General features: G+C 64.7%; 13 protein-coding genes. All 13 read right to left on the bottom strand.

Annotated elements, in window-relative coordinates:
- Positions 1–76 precede the first annotated feature (76 nt).
- Positions 77–1,786 carry an APC family permease gene (locus FJW05_RS18630; RefSeq protein ID WP_140634680.1) on the bottom strand — a complete coding sequence of 570 codons (1,710 nt, stop codon included), beginning with the start codon at positions 1,784–1,786 and terminating at the stop codon, positions 77–79.
- A gap of 240 nt (positions 1,787–2,026) precedes the next feature.
- The gene (locus FJW05_RS18625; protein ID WP_140634678.1) at positions 2,027–4,396 is read right to left on the bottom strand and encodes an aminomethyltransferase family protein; all 2,370 of its coding nucleotides are present in this window, start codon (positions 4,394–4,396) and stop codon (positions 2,027–2,029) included.
- Between the two features lie 257 nt (positions 4,397–4,653).
- Positions 4,654–5,277 carry a sarcosine oxidase subunit gamma family protein gene (locus FJW05_RS18620; RefSeq protein ID WP_140634676.1) on the bottom strand — a complete coding sequence of 208 codons (624 nt, stop codon included), beginning with the start codon at positions 5,275–5,277 and terminating at the stop codon, positions 4,654–4,656.
- Positions 5,270–8,251 carry a sarcosine oxidase subunit alpha gene (locus FJW05_RS18615; RefSeq protein ID WP_140634675.1) on the bottom strand — a complete coding sequence of 994 codons (2,982 nt, stop codon included), beginning with the start codon at positions 8,249–8,251 and terminating at the stop codon, positions 5,270–5,272. The genes FJW05_RS18620 and FJW05_RS18615 overlap by 8 nt, the downstream gene beginning before the upstream one ends.
- The gene (locus tag FJW05_RS18610) at positions 8,251–8,526 is read right to left on the bottom strand and encodes a sarcosine oxidase subunit delta (RefSeq protein WP_140544196.1); all 276 of its coding nucleotides are present in this window, start codon (positions 8,524–8,526) and stop codon (positions 8,251–8,253) included. Before FJW05_RS18610 ends, FJW05_RS18615 begins: the two co-directional genes overlap by 1 nt.
- Positions 8,527–8,593: 67 nt before the next feature.
- On the bottom strand, positions 8,594–9,847 hold the full coding sequence (locus FJW05_RS18605) for a sarcosine oxidase subunit beta family protein (protein ID WP_140634673.1): 1,254 nt from the start codon (positions 9,845–9,847) through the stop codon (positions 8,594–8,596).
- A gap of 92 nt (positions 9,848–9,939) precedes the next feature.
- A complete protein-coding gene (gene glnT / locus FJW05_RS18600) occupies positions 9,940–11,247 on the bottom strand; it encodes a type III glutamate--ammonia ligase (protein ID WP_140634671.1) in 1,308 nt (435 codons plus the stop codon).
- A 37-nt stretch (positions 11,248–11,284) separates the two neighbouring features.
- Entirely contained in the window at positions 11,285–12,613 is a 1,329-nt protein-coding gene (locus tag FJW05_RS18595; protein ID WP_140634669.1) for an FMN-binding glutamate synthase family protein, read from the bottom strand.
- Positions 12,614–12,619: 6 nt separating this feature from the next.
- Positions 12,620–13,366 carry a GXGXG domain-containing protein gene (locus FJW05_RS18590; RefSeq protein WP_140634667.1) on the bottom strand — a complete coding sequence of 249 codons (747 nt, stop codon included), beginning with the start codon at positions 13,364–13,366 and terminating at the stop codon, positions 12,620–12,622.
- 4 nt (positions 13,367–13,370) lie between these two features.
- Positions 13,371–14,267: a glutamine amidotransferase family protein gene (locus FJW05_RS18585; RefSeq protein ID WP_140634665.1), complete on the bottom strand. Its 897-nt coding sequence runs from the start codon at positions 14,265–14,267 to the stop codon at positions 13,371–13,373.
- 85 nt (positions 14,268–14,352) lie between these two features.
- Positions 14,353–14,682 (bottom strand): hypothetical protein, encoded by a 330-nt coding sequence (locus FJW05_RS18580; RefSeq protein WP_140634663.1) that lies wholly within the window; start codon positions 14,680–14,682, stop codon positions 14,353–14,355.
- On the bottom strand, positions 14,679–15,368 hold the full coding sequence (locus FJW05_RS18575; protein ID WP_181164993.1) for a hypothetical protein: 690 nt from the start codon (positions 15,366–15,368) through the stop codon (positions 14,679–14,681). Before FJW05_RS18575 ends, FJW05_RS18580 begins: the two co-directional genes overlap by 4 nt.
- Positions 15,369–15,414: 46 nt before the next feature.
- Positions 15,415–16,821, bottom strand: coding sequence for an APC family permease (locus FJW05_RS18570; RefSeq protein ID WP_181164992.1), 1,407 nt, complete (start codon positions 16,819–16,821; stop codon positions 15,415–15,417).
- Positions 16,822–16,832 lie beyond the last annotated feature (11 nt).

The raw sequence follows: 16,832 nt of genomic DNA, 5'->3' as shown, positions 1-16,832 counted from the left end.
GATGCAGAGATCGAGGCGATCGGCAAAAAACGAACGGGCGCGCCGAGGCGCGCCCGTCTGTCTTCAGGCTGCCGTGTCAGATGACGAACACCCAGTTGGCGATCAGCATCACCGCCACGCCGGCAATCAGCGTCAGGTAAGGCAGCATGCCCGCCTTCTTGACCGAGAGGTCGGCCCCCGCCATGCCGAGGTCCGCCAGCATGTGTTCGGGGAACTTGCCCTTGTCCTGGATGTAGTGGCGGAAGCAGAACACCGGGATGATCAAGGCAGCGGTGATCAGGCCGGCCCACAGCGCCATCGGGTTCCACACCTTGGCGCCGGCGCCCATGAAGATGGCGTTCACATAGGCGAAGATCGCGCCGATGCCGAGCAGCCAGGTCGGCGCCTTCCAGGGACGATTGATGTGGCCGTTGTCGATGCGATGGATCCAACCCGCGTTGAGGTTGAGGAAGTTGAAGATGATGTAGCCGCAATTCGACACGGCGAGGATGAAGAAGAAGCTCGTCGCGTCGGCCGAGGCGATGGCCAGCACGATCAGGTTGAAGCAGAGGTCGGTCCACATCGCCCGCGTCGGCGCGCCATGCTCGTTGACGTGGCTGAGATAGCGCGGCAGCCAGCCATCGACCGAACCCTGGTAGAGCGTGCGCGAGGAGCCGGCCATCGCCGTCATGATGCACAGCACCAGGGCCAGGATCATCAGCATGACCAGCAGGCTGTGGATCAGCTTGCCGCCGCCGACCATGCCGGCCAGCGCGTCGGCGACGCCCGAGCCGTCGACGATCGGTGTCGCCAGCATGCCATTCAGGCCGAGCACGCCCTGGAAAGTGAAGGGCACTAGGATGAACAGCAGCATGCAGAGCAGGCCGGAATAGAAGATCGCCTTGAACGTGTCGGTGCCGGGGTTCTTGAACTCCGACGTGTAGCAGACGGCCGTCTCGAAGCCGTAGGTCGACCATGCCGCGATGAACATGCCGCCCAGCACCAGCGTCCAGCCGGCGATGTTCCACGAACCCGGGTCGGGCGCGTAGGCGGCCGCCAACGGCACCAGCGGCGAGAAATTCGCCCAGTCGATCTGGCCCGTGAAGATCGGCACGACGCCGACGATCAGCATCGGGATGATGACCAGAAGGCCGATGTATTTCTGCACATTGGCCGTGCCGAGGATGCCGCGATGCTGGATCGCGAAGATGATCAGCATCAGCACCGCGCCGATGAAGAAGGTGGCGTTGAAGGTGAAGGACACTGGACCCAGCGTATGGCTGAACAGCGACCATGTGCGGATCGCGGGCGTAGCGGCAGCCGCCACCGCGGCGATGGCGTCGGCAGGCGCCGTCCCGGCATGTGCGGCGATGTAGGCGATGACTTCCGGCGATGTCTCGGTGAAGGCCGGGATCGGCGCCAGCGCGTTGAGGATGTAGGCGGCGGCGATCGAGCAGCCGAGCGACAGCACCGGCGACCAGGCGAACCAGTTGCACCACACCGATAGCGGCGCGATGAACTTGGAATAGCGCAGCCATGCCGTGGCGCCATAGATCGAGGCACCGCCGGACTTGTTCGGGAACAGGCCGGCGATTTCGGCATAGGTAAAGGATTGCAGGAAACCCATGATCATGGACACCGTCCAGATCAGGAAGGCCAGTGTTCCGGTCGTGCCGGCAATGCCGCCGATCGAGAACAGGACCAGCGCTGGAACGCCGCTTGCCACCCAGAAGGCGCCGCGCCAGTCGATATGCCTGAGCAGCTTGCTTTCGACAGGCTGCTCGAGGGCCGTGCTTATCGTGCTCATATCTTGTGTCTTCCCCTTTTTGTTGTTCCCCGCCAGCGATGCTTCGGCTCTTGCGAAGCTTGCTCCCCGGCAAATCGGCGTCGGCCTGTCGTGTTTCCACTCAGTCGTATTTTTTTCTTAAGAGTGAAGATTGATCCGACGCGCTTTCGCGTCAAGCGTTTTGTGGATGTCATGCACATCGCGCTTGCGAAACATGCGCTTGCCTGCTCCCACAACGGAAGAAGGCAAGGGTTGCCGCTATCAGGAACGTGGCTTGGTCTTCTGCGGATCGTAATGGGCGAAGGCGACGACCCGCGCCGGCAGCCGCTTGGCGTGGCCGTCGAGTTTGCCGATCTCGACCTCCGTCCCGATCTCGGCGTGGGCGACGTCGAGCCGTGCCAGCGCGATGGTCTTGCCGAGCACCGGCGAGCGCATGCCGGAGGTGACGACGCCGATCTGGGCGCGGCCGACATGGACGCAGTCGCCGTGGCCGACGGCGACATTGGCATCGATGTCGAGGCCGACGAGCTTGTGTTGCGGATGCTCCTTGCGCCGGATCAGCGCGTCGCGGCCGATGAAGTCGTCGGCCTTGGTCTTGAGCGGCACGGTGAAGCCGATGCCGGCCTCGAACGGATCGGTCTGGTCGGAGAATTCGTAGCCGGCGAAGATCAGTCCCGCCTCGATGCGCACCATGTCGAGCGCCTGCAGGCCCATCGGCTTCAGCCCGTGCGGCTGGCCGGCCTCCCAGACGGCGTCGAACACTTTTTCGGCGTCGCGCGGATGGCACCAGATCTCGTAACCGAGCTCGCCCGTATAGCCGGTGCGCGAGACCACGACCGGCACGCCATTGCCGCCGCCGATGCGCGCGACGGCGAAGCGGAACCATTCGAGCTCGCCGATCGAGGGCTGCACGGGCGAGGTCCAGACCACTTCGTTCAAGATGTCGCGGCTCTTCGGCCCTTGGACGGCGATGTTGTGCATCTGGTCGGTGGAGGAGCGCACGAGCACGTTGAGGCCGAGCTTCTTCGCGGTCTCGCGCAGCCATTCGCCGGAAAGATCGTCGCCGCCGACCCAGCGGAAATTGTCCTTGCCGAGCCTGAGCAACGTCCCGTCGTCGATCATGCCGCCATGCTCGTAGCACATCGCCGTATAGATCACCTGGCCGACCCCAAGCTTCTTGACGTCGCGGGTCAGCGTGTATTGCAGCAGCGCTTCGGCATCCGGACCGGTGACCTCGAATTTGCGCAGCGGCGACAGGTCCATGATCACCGCGGCCTGCCGGCAGGCCCAGTATTCGGCGATGGGGCCTTCCTTGGCAAAGGAATTGGCGAGCCAATAACCTCGGTATTCGACGAAGTCGCGCGTGTGCTTGGCAAAGCTCGAATGAAAGGCTGTCTCGCGGGTCATTTTCGGTTCCGAATCGGGCTTCATGCGTCTGGCGATCGCTCGCGAGAATTTGTGCTGGCCTGAATAGGCGCGCACATGGATATCGGTGAGATCCCAACCATTGGCGGGCGTGGTGTCGTCCGGGCAGGCCGAGGAGACGCAGACGATGTCGGTCAGGGCGCGCAAGAGCACATAGTCGCCCGGCCGCGACCACGGCTCGTCCGACACCATCACGCCATGCGCGTCGATCGCCGTGTTGAAGAAGAAGTTGATCGCCATCCAGCCGGGGCGGGGCGTCACACCCTTGTCCGAGAGCGCCTTGTTGAAATTCTCCGAGCAATTTGTGTGTCCGGGATAGCCGATGTCGTCGTAATATTTGGCGGCGCAGGCGAGCGCGAAGGCGTCGTGCCTGCCGCACGTGTCCTGCACCACCTCGACCAGCGGCTCCATGTCCTGGTCGTAATATTTCGAATGCAGGCCAGGCATCGGATAGGCCGAACCCATCAGCGTGCGGGTCGTCGTCACGTCCAGCGGCAGGTCGCGCCCCTTGTCCAGCTTGCGCGCGGAAAAACACTGGAAGTCGGTGCATTGCCGGCCATCGACATCGATGATCTGCAGATAGTCGCCGGCCTTGACGAAATAGGCCTCTGCGGTCGCCGACTTCACCCGAAGGTCGAGCACCGGATCGGCAAGCGGATCGGGAAGCTGCGACCTGTTCTTCAGGCGGATCGTGGCGCGCCGCACCAGGACGGTCAGCGGCGTCGCGGTGTTGTGGCCGTCGACCAGCATCGGCCCGCCAGGCGCCGCGATCAGCAACGCGCCGTCGCGCTGGACGGCAAAGCTCTGCTCGGTGCCGGCCGGCGTGGCGCCACCGAACACACGCACGGCCTTCGGCTGATCGAGCTGCACGTTGCGGCGCTCGAGGCTGAGGCGCTGCGCCGAGAGGCTGTCGTCGCCTTCGGCAAGCAGCGCCTTGATGCCGGCGGCGTTGCTGTTCGACCGTTCGCCGAAAATGCCGGGATCCGTAGCGCCTGATTTGTCCCAGGCCAGCAGCTCGCAAGGCTGGCCGCCTTCGACATTGCTCACGCTGACGCTGTCACCGGCCTCGACATCGATCAACGCGGCGCCATTGCCCTGGACGGTATATCGCTCCATCCCCGGCGGCAGGCTGATCTGGCCGGGCCTAAGGATCAGGCTCGGCTTGGGCGGTCCGGACAGGACGGCGGGGTAGGGCGGCTGGCTCATCTAAAACCCTCCTCCGAGCGAGAAACAAGTTTGCCTGTGTGTAAAATTATTTTCGCTGAGAGAATAGCAGGGGGAATGCGTTTGGCAAGCACCGGCTTCCCTTCTCCCCTTGTGGGAGAAGGTGGCCGCGAAGCGGCCGGATGAGGGGTGCTCCAGGGAAAGCCAGCGTTTCACTCCGCTGGAACACCCCTCATCCGTCTCGGCGCTATCGCGCCGATCCACCTTCTCCCACAAGGGGAGAAGGGAGTCGCGCATCGCTATGCCACGTCTTCCGAATGGCCGATCGTCACGCCGTACTCGGCGGCGGAGTCGAGGATGGTGTGCCAGAGGCTCTCGGCGAAGGTTGCAAACACCAGGAGATTGAACACAGCCTGGTCATCGTGACCACCACCTCGCCACAGCGTGACACTGGTGTGATCCATCGACGTCGCGGCCGCCGCGCCCACGCCGAAAACATCGGGATGCAGGTCGATCGACGACAGCTTCGCAAGCATCGCGCGCGCCTTCTCTCCGGATATGCCGATCAGCGCTCGCGCATGCGACTGTTCGGAAAGCGAGGCCGAGCCCACGAAGACCGGCGCAAGCGCTTCGATCGTATGCTTTCCGCCTTTGGACAGCACCAGGAATTGGTCCGGTCCCGACCAGATCAGCGTCGCGTCGGCAGTGCCGACCGCCTTGGGCGTTTCCGGCGCGGCGACGCCGAAGCGTGCCTGCGCGGCCTTCACCGTCTCGCCGGCCTTGCCGCGCCGCGCCATCACCTGGACGAGATCGAAATTGCGGATCTCTGTCAGCGACACGCCGGCGTCGCCTTGCGCGCCATAAGAGTCGGCGACCAGCGCGCGGTCGAGCGGGCTGCGAACCTCCCAGGAAAAATCAGCCACGCTGGCGCCCTCCATACGGATCGTAGAAGACGGAATTACAGAGCTCGACATCGTAGTCCTCGCCGCGCAGCGGGTCGTGTGCGCGCACGATCTCGCCGATGCGCTCGCGCCCGCGCTCGACAAGGCCGAGACCGATCCACTGGTCAAGCACCGGCGAGAAACAGACCGAGGTGACATAGCCCTGGTCGTTGTCGGGGCCTGGGGTCTCGCCCTTGGGAATGATGTGCGCGCCGGAGCGCAGGCGGCGCGTCTTGTCGGTCGGCTTGATGCCGACGACCACCTGCCGGTTCGGCGCGACGAGCGCCTCGCGGCCGGCCATGACGCGGCCGATGAAATCCTTCTTGGTCGACATCATCTTGCCGAGGCCGAGATCGCCCGCCGTGGTGGTGCCGTTGAGTTCCGGCCCGGCGACATGGCCTTTTTCGATGCGCATCACGCCCAGCGCCTCGGTGCCGTAAGGCGTCACCCCGAACGGTTTTCCCGCAATCATCAGATTGCGCGCCATGGCCTCGCCATAGCGCGCCGGCACCGAAATCTCGAACGCCATCTCGCCGGAGAAGGAGATGCGGAACAGCCTAGCCTTCAGGCCGCCGCGCAGCTTGACCTCGCGCGCGCCCATAAACGGAAAGCCTTCGTTCAACAGATCCTCGGCCGGATCGACGATCTCCTTCAAGAGATCGCGGGTTCTCGGTCCGGCGATCGAGAACTGCGCCCATTGGTCGGAGACTGAGGTAAGTTGCACGTCGAGCTCGGGGAACAGCACCTGGCGGCAGAATTCCAGGTGCTGCATCACCAGTCCGGCTTTGGCCGTCGTGGTGGTGAGGAAATAATGATCCTCGGCCAGCCGCGAGGTCGTGCCGTCGTCATAGACGATGCCGTCCTCGCGCAGCATCAGCCCGTAGCGCGCCTTGCCGACGGCGAGGCTGGAGAAGGCGTTGATGTAGACGCGGTCGAGGAAGGCGCCTGCGTCGGGCCCGTGCACGTCGATCTTGCCGAGCGTCGAGACATCGCAGAAGCCGACGCCGCCGCGCACCGCCTTGACCTCGCGGGTCACCGATTCCAGCCAGTCCTTCTCGCCCGCGCGCGGATACCATTGCGCTCGCTTCCACAGCCCGGTGTCGACGAAGACGGCGCCCTGTTCGGCCGCCCAGTGATGCGAGGGCGTCAGCCGCGTCGCATGGAAATTCTCGTCGCGATGGTGGCCGGCAAAGGCGCCGATGGCGACCGGCACGTAAGGCGGCCGGTAGATCGTCGTGCCCGTCTCCGGGATCGACTTGCCGCTGACCGCCGCCATGATGGCGAGGCCGGCGACATTCGAGGTCTTGCCCTGGTCGGTCGCCATGCCGAGCGTCGTGTAGCGCTTCAGATGCTCGACCGATTGAAAACCCTCGCGCTGCGCCAGCTCGACATCGGACGCGGTGACATCATGCTGCTGGTCGACGAAGGCCTTGCCCTTGCCGGCGACATGCCAGAGCGGTGTGATCGAAAAGCCCTCGTCGTCGGCGACCGGCATCGATCCGATATTGCCGCTGCGGCCGGCATTGCGCGCCGCGGCAGCGCCGGCTTCAAACCCCTCGCGCAGACAGGCGCCAAGCCCGAAGGCGCCGTTGGCCGCGCCGGCCGCCACCATGCTGGGCGGCGCGCCATCCGGCACGAAGGCGGCAATGTCGTCGCGCCATCTCGGCCTGCCGCGGTGGTAGGAGGTGAGGCCGACCGCGGGGTTCCAGCCGCCAGAGACGGCGAGCCCGTCCGCCTCGACCTCGGCGTGCGCGCCGCCGGTCAGCGAGATGGAAATCTTGCGCACGCCGCCCTTGCCGCCGTCGACGCCGGCGACAGAGCCGTGCAGCACCGGAAAGCCGCCTTTGCTTGCAAGCGAGCGGTGGGTCGGCGAAACGTCCGGTCGCGCGTCGATCACCGCCGCAACCTGCAGTCCGGCGGCGATCGCCGTTTCAGCGGTGCGCCAGCCATCCTCATTGTTGGTGAACAGCGCGATGCGCCGCGCCGGCGTGGCTGCATAGCGGTTGATGTAGCTGCGCATGGCCGATGCCATCATCACACCCGGCGTGTCGTTGCCGGCAAAGACGATCGGGCGTTCGATCGCGCCGGCCGCGACGACGCAGCGCTTGGCCACGATCCGCCATAGCCGCTGGCGCACCTGATGCTCCGGCGGCACCGGCAGGTGGTCGTTGACACGCTCGATCGCGCCATAGGTGCCGCCGTCATAGACACCGAACAAAGTCGTGCGCGTCATGATGCGCACATCGGGCATCGCCGAAAGCTCGGCAACCGCGCGCGCAACCCATTCGGCGGCCGGCAATCCGTCGATCATGCCGCCATCGGCGAGCAGGCGCCCGCCGAGGACGAAATCCTCCTCGCATAGAATGACGCGCGCGCCGCAGCGTCCTGCGGCAAGGGCTGCCGCCAGGCCGGCCGGGCCGGAACCGGCGATCACCACATCGCAATGTGCCCAGGCCTTGTCATAATGGTCGGGATCGGAAACCTGGGCAGCGCGGCCAAGGCCCGCGGCGCGCCGAATCGCCGGCTCGTAGATCGCTTCCCAGAACTTCGCCGGCCACATGAAGGTCTTGTAGTAGAAGCCGGCGACGAAGATCGGCGCGAACAGCTGGTTGACCGACATGACGTCGAAATTGAGCGACGGCCAGCGATTCTGGCTGGCGGCTTCGAGCCCTTCATAGAGCTCGGCGGTTGTCGCCTTTGTGTTCGGCTCGCGCCTTGCGCCGCTGCGCAATTCGACCAGCGCGTTCGGCTCTTCCGAGCCAGCCGTCAGGATACCGCGAGGACGATGATATTTGAACGAGCGGCCGACGAGCTTGACGCCATTGGCGACCAACGCGGAAGCTAGCGTGTCGCCCTTGAAGCCGGAGAAGATCTTGCTGTCGAAGCGGAAGTTGAGCGCGGTCGAGCGGTCGATGAGACCGCCATTGTTCAGCCGGTTTGCCTGATCGCCGCGCATCACGCACCAACCTTGGCGGCGCCGGCGCCCGCCGCCGGCTCGACGGCCGAAATTTCATGCGTCAGCGTGTTGCGCGTGACCTTCAGCCAGGCCCGGCAGCCGCCGCCGTGGTACCAGTGCTCGCTCATCGGGCCGGCGATGTTGTCGCGCAGATAGACGTAGTCGTAGACGGCATCCTCGCCGGCATCGGCCGCGGGGCGTTGCGGCTTGGCGTCGCCGAGATAGGTGAACTCGCCGAGTTCGCGTTCGCCGCAGAAGGGACAGACTATGCGCATGGCTGGGTCTTCAATGCATGATGCCAAAAAGTGTGAAGCGGTTTTTGGATAACATCATGCTCTATCCCTAATGCAGGTTCGGTTGGGCGCCCTGGCCCTTCTCGTCGATCATTGCGCCGCGCTGGAAGCGGTCGAGGCGGAAGAGTGCTGCTTCCTTGTGCGATTGATCGCGGGCGATGAGATGGGCGAAGACGAAGCCCGAGCCGGGCGTCGCCTTGAAGCCGCCATAGCACCAGCCGGCATTGATGTAGAGGCCGTCGACCGAGCTTTTGTCGATGATCGGCGAGCCGTCCATCGACATGTCCATGATGCCGCCCCACTGGCGTAAGAGCCGCACGCGGCCGATCATCGGGATCAGCGCCATGCCGCCCTCGCAGACATCCTCGACCACCGGCAGATTGCCGCGCTGGGCGTAGGAATTGTAGCCGTCGATGTCGCCGCCGAAGACCAGCCCGCCCTTGTCCGACTGGCTGACATAGAAGTGTCCGGCGCCGAAGGTCATGACCCCGGGGATCAGCGGCTTGATCGCTTCGGAGACGAAGGCCTGCAGCACATGGCTTTCGATCGGCAGCCGCAGCCCCGCCATCGCCGCGACCCGTGACGAGGAGCCGGCCACCGCCATGCCGACCTTGCCGGCGCCGATCTTGCCGCGCGATGTCTCGACGCCGGTCACCTTGCCGTTGGCGTCGCGCGTGAAGCCGGTAACCTCGCAATTCTGGATGATGTCGACGCCGAGTTCGCTCGCCGCATGCGCATAGCCCCAGACCACGGCATCATGCCGCGCCGTGCCGCCGCGCCGCTGCAGCAGTCCGCCTTGCACGGGGAAGCGCGCATTGTCGAAATTCAGGAACGGCAGCATTTTCCTGAGCGCCGCCTGGTCGAGCAGTTCCGCATCGATGCCGTTGATGCGCATGGTGTTGCCGCGCCGGGCGAAAGCATCGCGCTGCGCGTCGGAGTGATAAAGGTTGAGCACGCCGCGCTGGCTGACCATCGCGTTATAGTTGAGGTCCTGCTCCATCCGCTCCCACAGCTTCATCGACAATTCGTAGAAGCCGGTGTTGCCGGGCAGCCCGTAGTTGGAGCGGATGATGGTGGTGTTGCGGCCGGCATTGCCGGAGCCGATCCAGCCCTTTTCCAGCACCGCGACATTGCGGATGCCGAACTCGCTGGCGAGGAACCAGGCGGTGGCGAGACCGTGGCCGCCGCCGCCGATGATGATCACGTCATAGCGGTCCTTGGGCGCTGCGTCGCGCCAGGTCGGCTGCCAGTTCTTGTGGCCGGAAAGGGCGGCGCGGGCGAGCGAGAAGATCGAATATTTCATCAGTTCTTTCCGAGGTCGCTCGCACCGCTAGAGCATGATGCCGAAAAGTGTGAAGCGGTTTTCGGACGACATCATGCTCCACTACAGGACGGTCAGATATCCAGCGTGTGGTCGCGCTCCCACTGCGTGAAGTGCGAAGCATAGGAATTCCATTCCTGCTGCTTCAGCTTTAGATATGCCGACGAGAATTCCTCACCCAGCGCCGCCTTGAGCGATTTGTCCTTGTCGAACTCGCGCAGCGCGTCGAGCAGGTTGAGCGGCAGTTTCGGCGCATCCGTCACGGTATGCCCGAGCTGGTACATGTCGATGTCGTAGCGCTTGCCGGGGTCGGCCTTCGAGCGGATGCCGTCGAGGCCGGCAGCGATGATGACGGCCTGCAGGAGGTAGGGATTGGCGGCGCCGTCCGGCAGGCGCAATTCGAAGCGGCCGGGTCCCGGCACGCGCACCATGTGCGTGCGGTTGTTGCCGGTCCAGGTGACCGTGTTCGGCGCCCAGGTGGCGCCCGAAATGGTGCGCGGCGCGTTGATGCGCTTGTAGGAATTGACCGTCGGATTGGTGATCGCGGCAAGCGCCGAGGCATGCTTCATGATGCCGCCGAGGAAGTTCCTGCCCTTGGCGGACAGGCCGAGTTCTTCCGAATTGTCGGCAAAGACGTTGGTCTTGCCTGTCTCGTCCCACACCGAGATATGCGCATGGCAGCCATTGCCGGTCAGGCCTTGGAAGGGCTTGGGCATGAATGTAGCGCGCAAGCCATGCTTTTCGGCGATCGACTTGACCATGAACTTGAAGAAGGAGTGCTTGTCGGCTGTCGCCAGCGCGTGATCGAAGGTCCAGTTCATCTCGAACTGGCCGTTGGCGTCCTCATGGTCGTTCTGGTACGGGCCCCAGCCCAACGCCAGCATGTGGTCGCAGATCTCGGCGATGACGTCGTAACGCCGCATCACCGCCTGCTGGTCGTAGCAGGGTTTCGAGGCCGTGTCGTATTCGTCGGAGATCGTCTTGCCATCGGGCGAGATCAGGAAGAACTCGGCCTCGACGCCGGTCTTGACATGCATGCCGTCGCGGGCGGCTTCGTCGATCAGCCGCTTCAGCGTGTTACGCGGCGCCTGGTTCACCTCCTTGTCGTCCATGATGCAATTGGCGGCTACCCAGGCGACGTCCTTCTTCCACGGCAATTGGATGACCGAAGCCGGATCCGGCACCGCCAGCATGTCGGGATGCGCCGGCGTCAGGTCGAGCCATGTGGCGAAGCCGGCAAATCCTGCACCGTCCTTCTGCATGTCGGCGATCGCCTGCGCCGGCACCAGCTTGGCACGCTGCCCGCTGAACAGGTCGGTGTAGGAGATCATGAAATATTTGACGCCGTTCTCCTTGGCGAATGCGGCGAGATCGTTCCCCATTATGTAGTTCCTCGCTTATGTGTCTTGGAAGTTTGTCCTAGAAGCCGTTCTTCCCCGGTATCCAGTTGGTGCCGGCCAAAGGCACGCCGGCCATGGCGGCGGCTTCGATCGAGAGCGCGACGAGATCCTCGGGCTCGAGATTGTGCACGCTGTTCTTGCCGCAGGCGCGTGCGATGGTCTGGGTTTCCAGTGTCATCACCTTGAGGTAGTTCGCGAGCCGCCGCCCGGCCGCGATCGGGTCGACCCGCTTCATCAGCTCGGGGTCCTGCGTGGTGATGCCGGCGGGGTCGCGGCCCTCGTGCCAGTCGTCATAGGCGCCTGCCGTTGTGCCGAGCGCACTGTACTCCGCCTCCCAGCGGGGATCGTTGTCGCCCAGCGCGACCAGCGCCGCCGTTCCGATCGAGACCGCGTCGACGCCCAGCGCCAGCGCCTTGGCGACATCGGCGCCGTTGCGGATGCCGCCCGAGACGATCAGCTGCACCTTGCGATGCATGCCGAGGTCCTGCAGCGCCTGCACCGCCGGCCGGATGCAGGCAAGCGTCGGCTGGCCGACATTCTCGATGAACACTTCCTGGGTGGCGGCGGTGCCGCCCTGCATGCCGTCGACCACCACGACATCGGCGCCGGCCTTCACCGCGAGCGCGGTGTCATAGTAGGGACGGGCGCCGCCGACCTTGACGTAGATCGGCTTCTCCCAGTCGGTGATCTCGCGCAGCTCGAGGATCTTGATCTCGAGATCGTCCGGCCCCGTCCAGTCGGGATGGCGCGAGGCCGAGCGCTGGTCGATGCCCTTGGGCAGCGTGCGCATCTCGGCGACGCGGTCGGAGATCTTCTGTCCGAGCAGCATGCCGCCGCCGCCGGGCTTGGCGCCCTGGCCGACGACCACTTCGATGGCGTCGGCGCGGCGCAGGTCGCGCGGGTTCATGCCGTAGCGCGAGGGCAGGTACTGATAGACCAGCGTCTTGGAATGCCCGCGTTCTTCCTCGGTCATGCCGCCGTCACCGGTGGTGGTCGAGGTGCCGGAAAGCGTGGCGCCGCGCCCCAAGGCTTCCTTGGCCGGCCCGGAGAGCGATCCAAAACTCATGCCGGCGATGGTGATCGGGATCTTCAGCTCGATCGGCTTCCTGGCGTGGCGCGAGCCGAGCACCACCGAGGTGTCGCAGCGCTCGCGGTAGCCTTCGAGCGGATAGCGCGAGATCGAAGCGCCGAGGAAAAGCAGATCGTCGAAATGCGGCAGCTTGCGCTTGGCGCCGGCGCCGCGGATGTCATAGATGCCGGTCGCGGCCGCGCGGCGGATTTCGGAAAGCGTGTAGTCGTCGAAGGTCGCGGATTTGCGCGGCGTCGTCGGCGGGTTGCGATAGGTCATCTTGCCTCAATACGCGTCGGCGTTGTCGATATTGAAATTGTAGAGTGTGCGGGCCGAGCCGTAGCGCTTGAACTCCGACGCCTTGACGTCGGTGACGCCGGCCTTGTCGAGCAGGGCCTGCAGCAATTCGATGTGCTCGGGCCGCATCTCCTTGGCGATGCAGTCGGCGCCGAGGCTTTCCACCTTGCCGCGCACGAAAAGCCGCGCCTCATAGATGGAATCGCCCAGCGCGTCGCCGGCATCGCCCAGCACCACGAGGTTGCCGGACTGCGCCATGAAGGCCGACATGTGGCCGATATTGCCGTGCACGACGATGTCGATGCCTTTCATCGAAATGCCGCAGCGCGACGAGGCATTGCCCTCGATGACCAGCAAGCCGCCGCGGCCGGTGGCGCCGGCATACTGGCTGGCGTCGCCCTTGATGACGATCGAGCCCGACATCATGTTCTCGCCGACGCCGGGGCCGGCCGAGCCATGCACGGTGATCGCCGCGCCGTCATTCATGCCGGCGCAGTAATAGCCGACGCTGCCGCGCACATCGATGCTGACCGGCTGATCGACGCCGACCGCCACCGAATGGCTGCCCTTCGGGTTGAGCACTTCCCAGGCGGTCTCGTTCGAGCCGGGCGTGAGCTTGTGCAGCGCCTGGTTCAATTCGCGCAGCGAATGCACGGACAGGTCAAAGACGCGTGATGCCTGACTGTGGGCATGGCCTTGCTCGCGCTCGGCCTTCGACATTGGGGTTGCCGGCATCAGCTCAATGCTCCCAGAAATAAACGGTTGCGGGCTCGGGCTCCCAGACCCGCGCATTGTCGATGCCGGGCAGCTTGGTCAGCGCACGATATTCGGAGCCGAAGGCGACATACTGGTCGGTCTCGGCCATCACGGCCGGCTTGCAGGCGATCGGATCGCGCACCACACCGAAGCCGTTCTTGGTGCCGACGACGAAGGTGAAGAAGCCGTCGAGGTCGGAAAGCGTGCCTTCCAGCGCCTCGCCGAGATTCTTGCCATGCGCCATCCGGTTGGAGAGATAGGCAGCCGCCACCTCGGTGTCGTTCTCGGTCTCGAAGGTCATGCCGTCGCGGATCAGCTCGCGCCGTACATTGTTGTGGTTGGAGAGCGAGCCGTTGTGCACCAGGCACTGGTCGGCGCCGGTCGAGAAAGGATGCGCGCCCATCGTCGTCACCGCCGATTCCGTCGCCATGCGGGTGTGGCCGATCCCATGCGTGCCGGTCATCGCGCGAACGCCGAAGCGGTCGACGACGGCTTCGGGCAGGCCGACTTCCTTGTAGATCTCCACCGCCTCGCCGGCGCCCATGATGCGGATGTCGGGCCGGAGCGTCTGCAGTGCCTCGCGCGCGGCGTCGACCTTGTCCGGCGTGGTCCGGATCACCGCATGCGTCGATTTCACGGCGACGCTGACCGGCGCGCCGATTGCCTTGGCGAGCTCGACGTCGAGGCCGCGGAAATCGCGATCAGGCTTCGGCGACTGCACGGTGATCTTGGCTTCATTGCCGGTGGCCGCGCCATAGATGGCGATGCCGGCACTGTCCGGGCCGCGGTCGCTGAGCGACACCAGCATCTCCGACAGCATGGCGCCGAGCTTCGGCTCCAGCGCCTTGTCCTTCAAGAAAAGTCCGACGATTCCGCACATGCCAGCCTCCGACGTTTTTTGGCTCTCAGATGATGTACCCAATGAGTAAGCCGAATTCAATGGTATGAAAGAAATTTTCCTGTCGTTATATATTCGGCGGTGCATCCCCTTCGGCACTATCGCCGCCCGGACGCGCCTTGTGAACCCGGATCGCATGGCGGATGCGCGCGATCCTATAGGCGTCGAGGATCGAGAGGGCATAGATCAGGAAGCCGCCGGCGTGGCGGCCGATGAAGCCGGCGTCGACCGGCGCCAGCTTGGTGGTTATCCAGCCAAGGATCACCATGAAGAACAGGAATTGCAGTCCGCGCGCCGGCACGCCGAGCATGACATGGCCGCTTGCCGGCAAGACGATCGCGGCGCCGAGCACGAGATAGGGATTTGCGGGAGCAGGGGTGGCGGTTTCGTCGCTCATGCCGCCCGCCTTTCGCGCCGGTTGATGGCTTGGCGAAGCGTCGAGGCTGCCTCGAGCAGCCGTTCGATCAAGGCCGGATCGATCCCGGCATCGCCGAACGCCGCCTGCCGGAACACGCCGTAGCGAGCGCGCTCGGCCTCGGCCAGCAGCCAGACGATGCGCACGCCCTTCGGCGTTATCAGCAATTCCTTGGCGCGGCTTTCGGCAAAGATGTCTGTATGCGCGGCGATCAGATCCTGCGGGAAGGCGACACCTCTGCGGTCCGTCCTGAGCACCGCGTCGGCGGGAAGGCCGAGCACCTTCGGCAGCGTGTGTGGCAAATGGTCGAAATTGGAGAATGTCGTCGCCGAATTCGGCCGCATCATCATGTCGAACGTGCCCGGCACCGCGACCGGCTCGGTGATCGAAACGCTGAGCCAGCGCGTCGGCAGCTTTCGCGTCGCCAGCGTGTCGACGATGGTCCGCACCTGGACGCGCTGACCCTTCCAGGAACCGGCCCAGGTGACGACGCCGGTCGTGCCGTCGGAAATGTCGGCGGCATCCGCAACGACGCTGCGGACGCTGGCCGTATCGGCGTCCAGGGCCGCCTTCGCCCTGTTGCGGCCGGCACGCGCCAGCCAGGCAATGTGAGCGGCGACGGCCAATGCGATCGCCCCGGTAAGCAATACTGACGTCAGTTCGGACATCTCGATACGCCACGGCCCGCCATCGAAAGGCGGGCCTTTACTCCACTCAATAACCCTGCGGCTTCGGCCACGGCATGGAGAACTGATCGCCGCGCCGCACGAACTTGTAGCGGTAGAAGTGGAACCATAGCGAAATCAGGAAATAGAAGACGGTCATCGCGATCAGCTGCGAGCCGAAGCCGAGGAAGATGGCGAAGAACGTCACCATGCACAGACAGAACAGCACGATCGCCGGCAGTGGGTGGAAGGGATGCGTGTAGCCGCGGCGGATCGAACCCAGCGGCCACTTCTTGCGGAACATCATGATGTTGATGCTCATGAAGGTGTATTGCAGCACGCCCGACAGGATCGAGAAGGTGATCGCCTGGTTGAGATCGGCGATGAAGGCGAAGGCCAGCGCGATCGGCAGCAGGAACAGGATCGAGCGATAGGGCGTGCGATACTTCGGGTGCACCGCCGAGAACCAGCTCGGCAGGTAGCGGTCGCGCCCCAGCGAGAACCAGGCGCGCGCCGCGTCGTTGATGCAGCCATTGGCCGAGGCAAGCGCTGCCAGCAGCGTCGCGATGAAGAGCAGGTTTTCGAGCAGCGGGCTGCCCGTCAGCTTGCCGGCGTCCCACAGCGGGTAATAGGTGATGCCGAGATATTCCCAGGGCATCAGCGACGCGCAGACATACCAGGTCATCGCGGCGGCGATCAAAAGCGTGATCATGCCGGCCATGGTGCCGTATGGCAGCGAGCGCGCCGGCGAGCGCACTTCCTCGGCCGCCTGGGTGGTGCCCTCGATGCCGAGATAATACCAGATGCCGAACTGGAAGGCGGCGATGACGCCGATCCAGCCATAGGGCAGCGCATTGGCGGGCGTGACCAGCTCGTTGAGCTTCAGCACCGCGCCTTGCGTCCACGGGCTGACGGAGAAGAACAGGATCACGATCGAGACATAGGCGATCGCGGTGATGACGAAATTGACATTGAGCGTCATCAGCACGCCGCGATAGTTGAGCCAGGCGAGCACGACGATAGTGGCGGCGATGAAGGAATTGTGCGTCAGCCCCTCGACGCCGGCCTTGGCGACGATCGTGTCGCCGAGCAGGATCGCGTCCGACACTTCGAGCATGGTGTAGGCAAACACCAGGAACAGCGCGACGTTGAAGGCCATCAGCGGCCCGACGATATGCTTGGCTTGCGCATATTGGCCGCCGGCGGCGGCGACGGTGGACGTCACCTCCGAATCGATCATGGCGACCGAGGTGTAGAGCAGTCCGACGACCCAGCAGACGATCAGCGCGGCGAGCGCGCCGCCCTTGTCGGCGGAGAAATTCCATCCGGTAAACTCGCCGACCAGCACGATGCCAACGCCGAGCGCCCACACATGCGCCGGGCCGAGCACCCGAAGCAGCGAGACCCTGTCGCCGTGGATTGTCGTCGTTTGTGCCATTTCAACCGCAGCCGTCATATCAGTCCCCA

The organism is Mesorhizobium sp. B2-9-1, from assembly GCF_006439455.1.
In the GTDB taxonomy this organism is placed as follows: Bacteria; Pseudomonadota; Alphaproteobacteria; order Rhizobiales; family Rhizobiaceae; genus Mesorhizobium.
Note: the sequence above shows the minus strand (reverse complement) of the source record. Positions and strands in the feature narration are given on the sequence as shown.

Coding starts and splice junctions, on each gene's coding strand:
- FJW05_RS18585 (WP_140634665.1), bottom strand. CDS start 14,267: ATGTGCGGAATCGTCGGACTTTTCTTGAAGGACAAGGCGCTGGAGCCG.
- FJW05_RS18595 (WP_140634669.1), bottom strand. CDS start 12,613: ATGACCTATCGCAACCCGCCGACGACGCCGCGCAAATCCGCGACCTTC.
- FJW05_RS18575 (WP_181164993.1), bottom strand. CDS start 15,368: ATGTCCGAACTGACGTCAGTATTGCTTACCGGGGCGATCGCATTGGCC.
- FJW05_RS18630 (WP_140634680.1), bottom strand. CDS start 1,786: ATGAGCACGATAAGCACGGCCCTCGAGCAGCCTGTCGAAAGCAAGCTG.
- FJW05_RS18615 (WP_140634675.1), bottom strand. CDS start 8,251: ATGCGCGGCGATCAGGCAAACCGGCTGAACAATGGCGGTCTCATCGAC.
- glnT (WP_140634671.1), bottom strand. CDS start 11,247: ATGGGGAACGATCTCGCCGCATTCGCCAAGGAGAACGGCGTCAAATAT.
- FJW05_RS18590 (WP_140634667.1), bottom strand. CDS start 13,366: ATGCCGGCAACCCCAATGTCGAAGGCCGAGCGCGAGCAAGGCCATGCC.
- FJW05_RS18580 (WP_140634663.1), bottom strand. CDS start 14,682: ATGAGCGACGAAACCGCCACCCCTGCTCCCGCAAATCCCTATCTCGTG.
- FJW05_RS18625 (WP_140634678.1), bottom strand. CDS start 4,396: ATGAGCCAGCCGCCCTACCCCGCCGTCCTGTCCGGACCGCCCAAGCCG.
- FJW05_RS18605 (WP_140634673.1), bottom strand. CDS start 9,847: ATGAAATATTCGATCTTCTCGCTCGCCCGCGCCGCCCTTTCCGGCCAC.
- FJW05_RS18570 (WP_181164992.1), bottom strand. CDS start 16,821: ATGACGGCTGCGGTTGAAATGGCACAAACGACGACAATCCACGGCGAC.
- FJW05_RS18610 (WP_140544196.1), bottom strand. CDS start 8,526: ATGCGCATAGTCTGTCCCTTCTGCGGCGAACGCGAACTCGGCGAGTTC.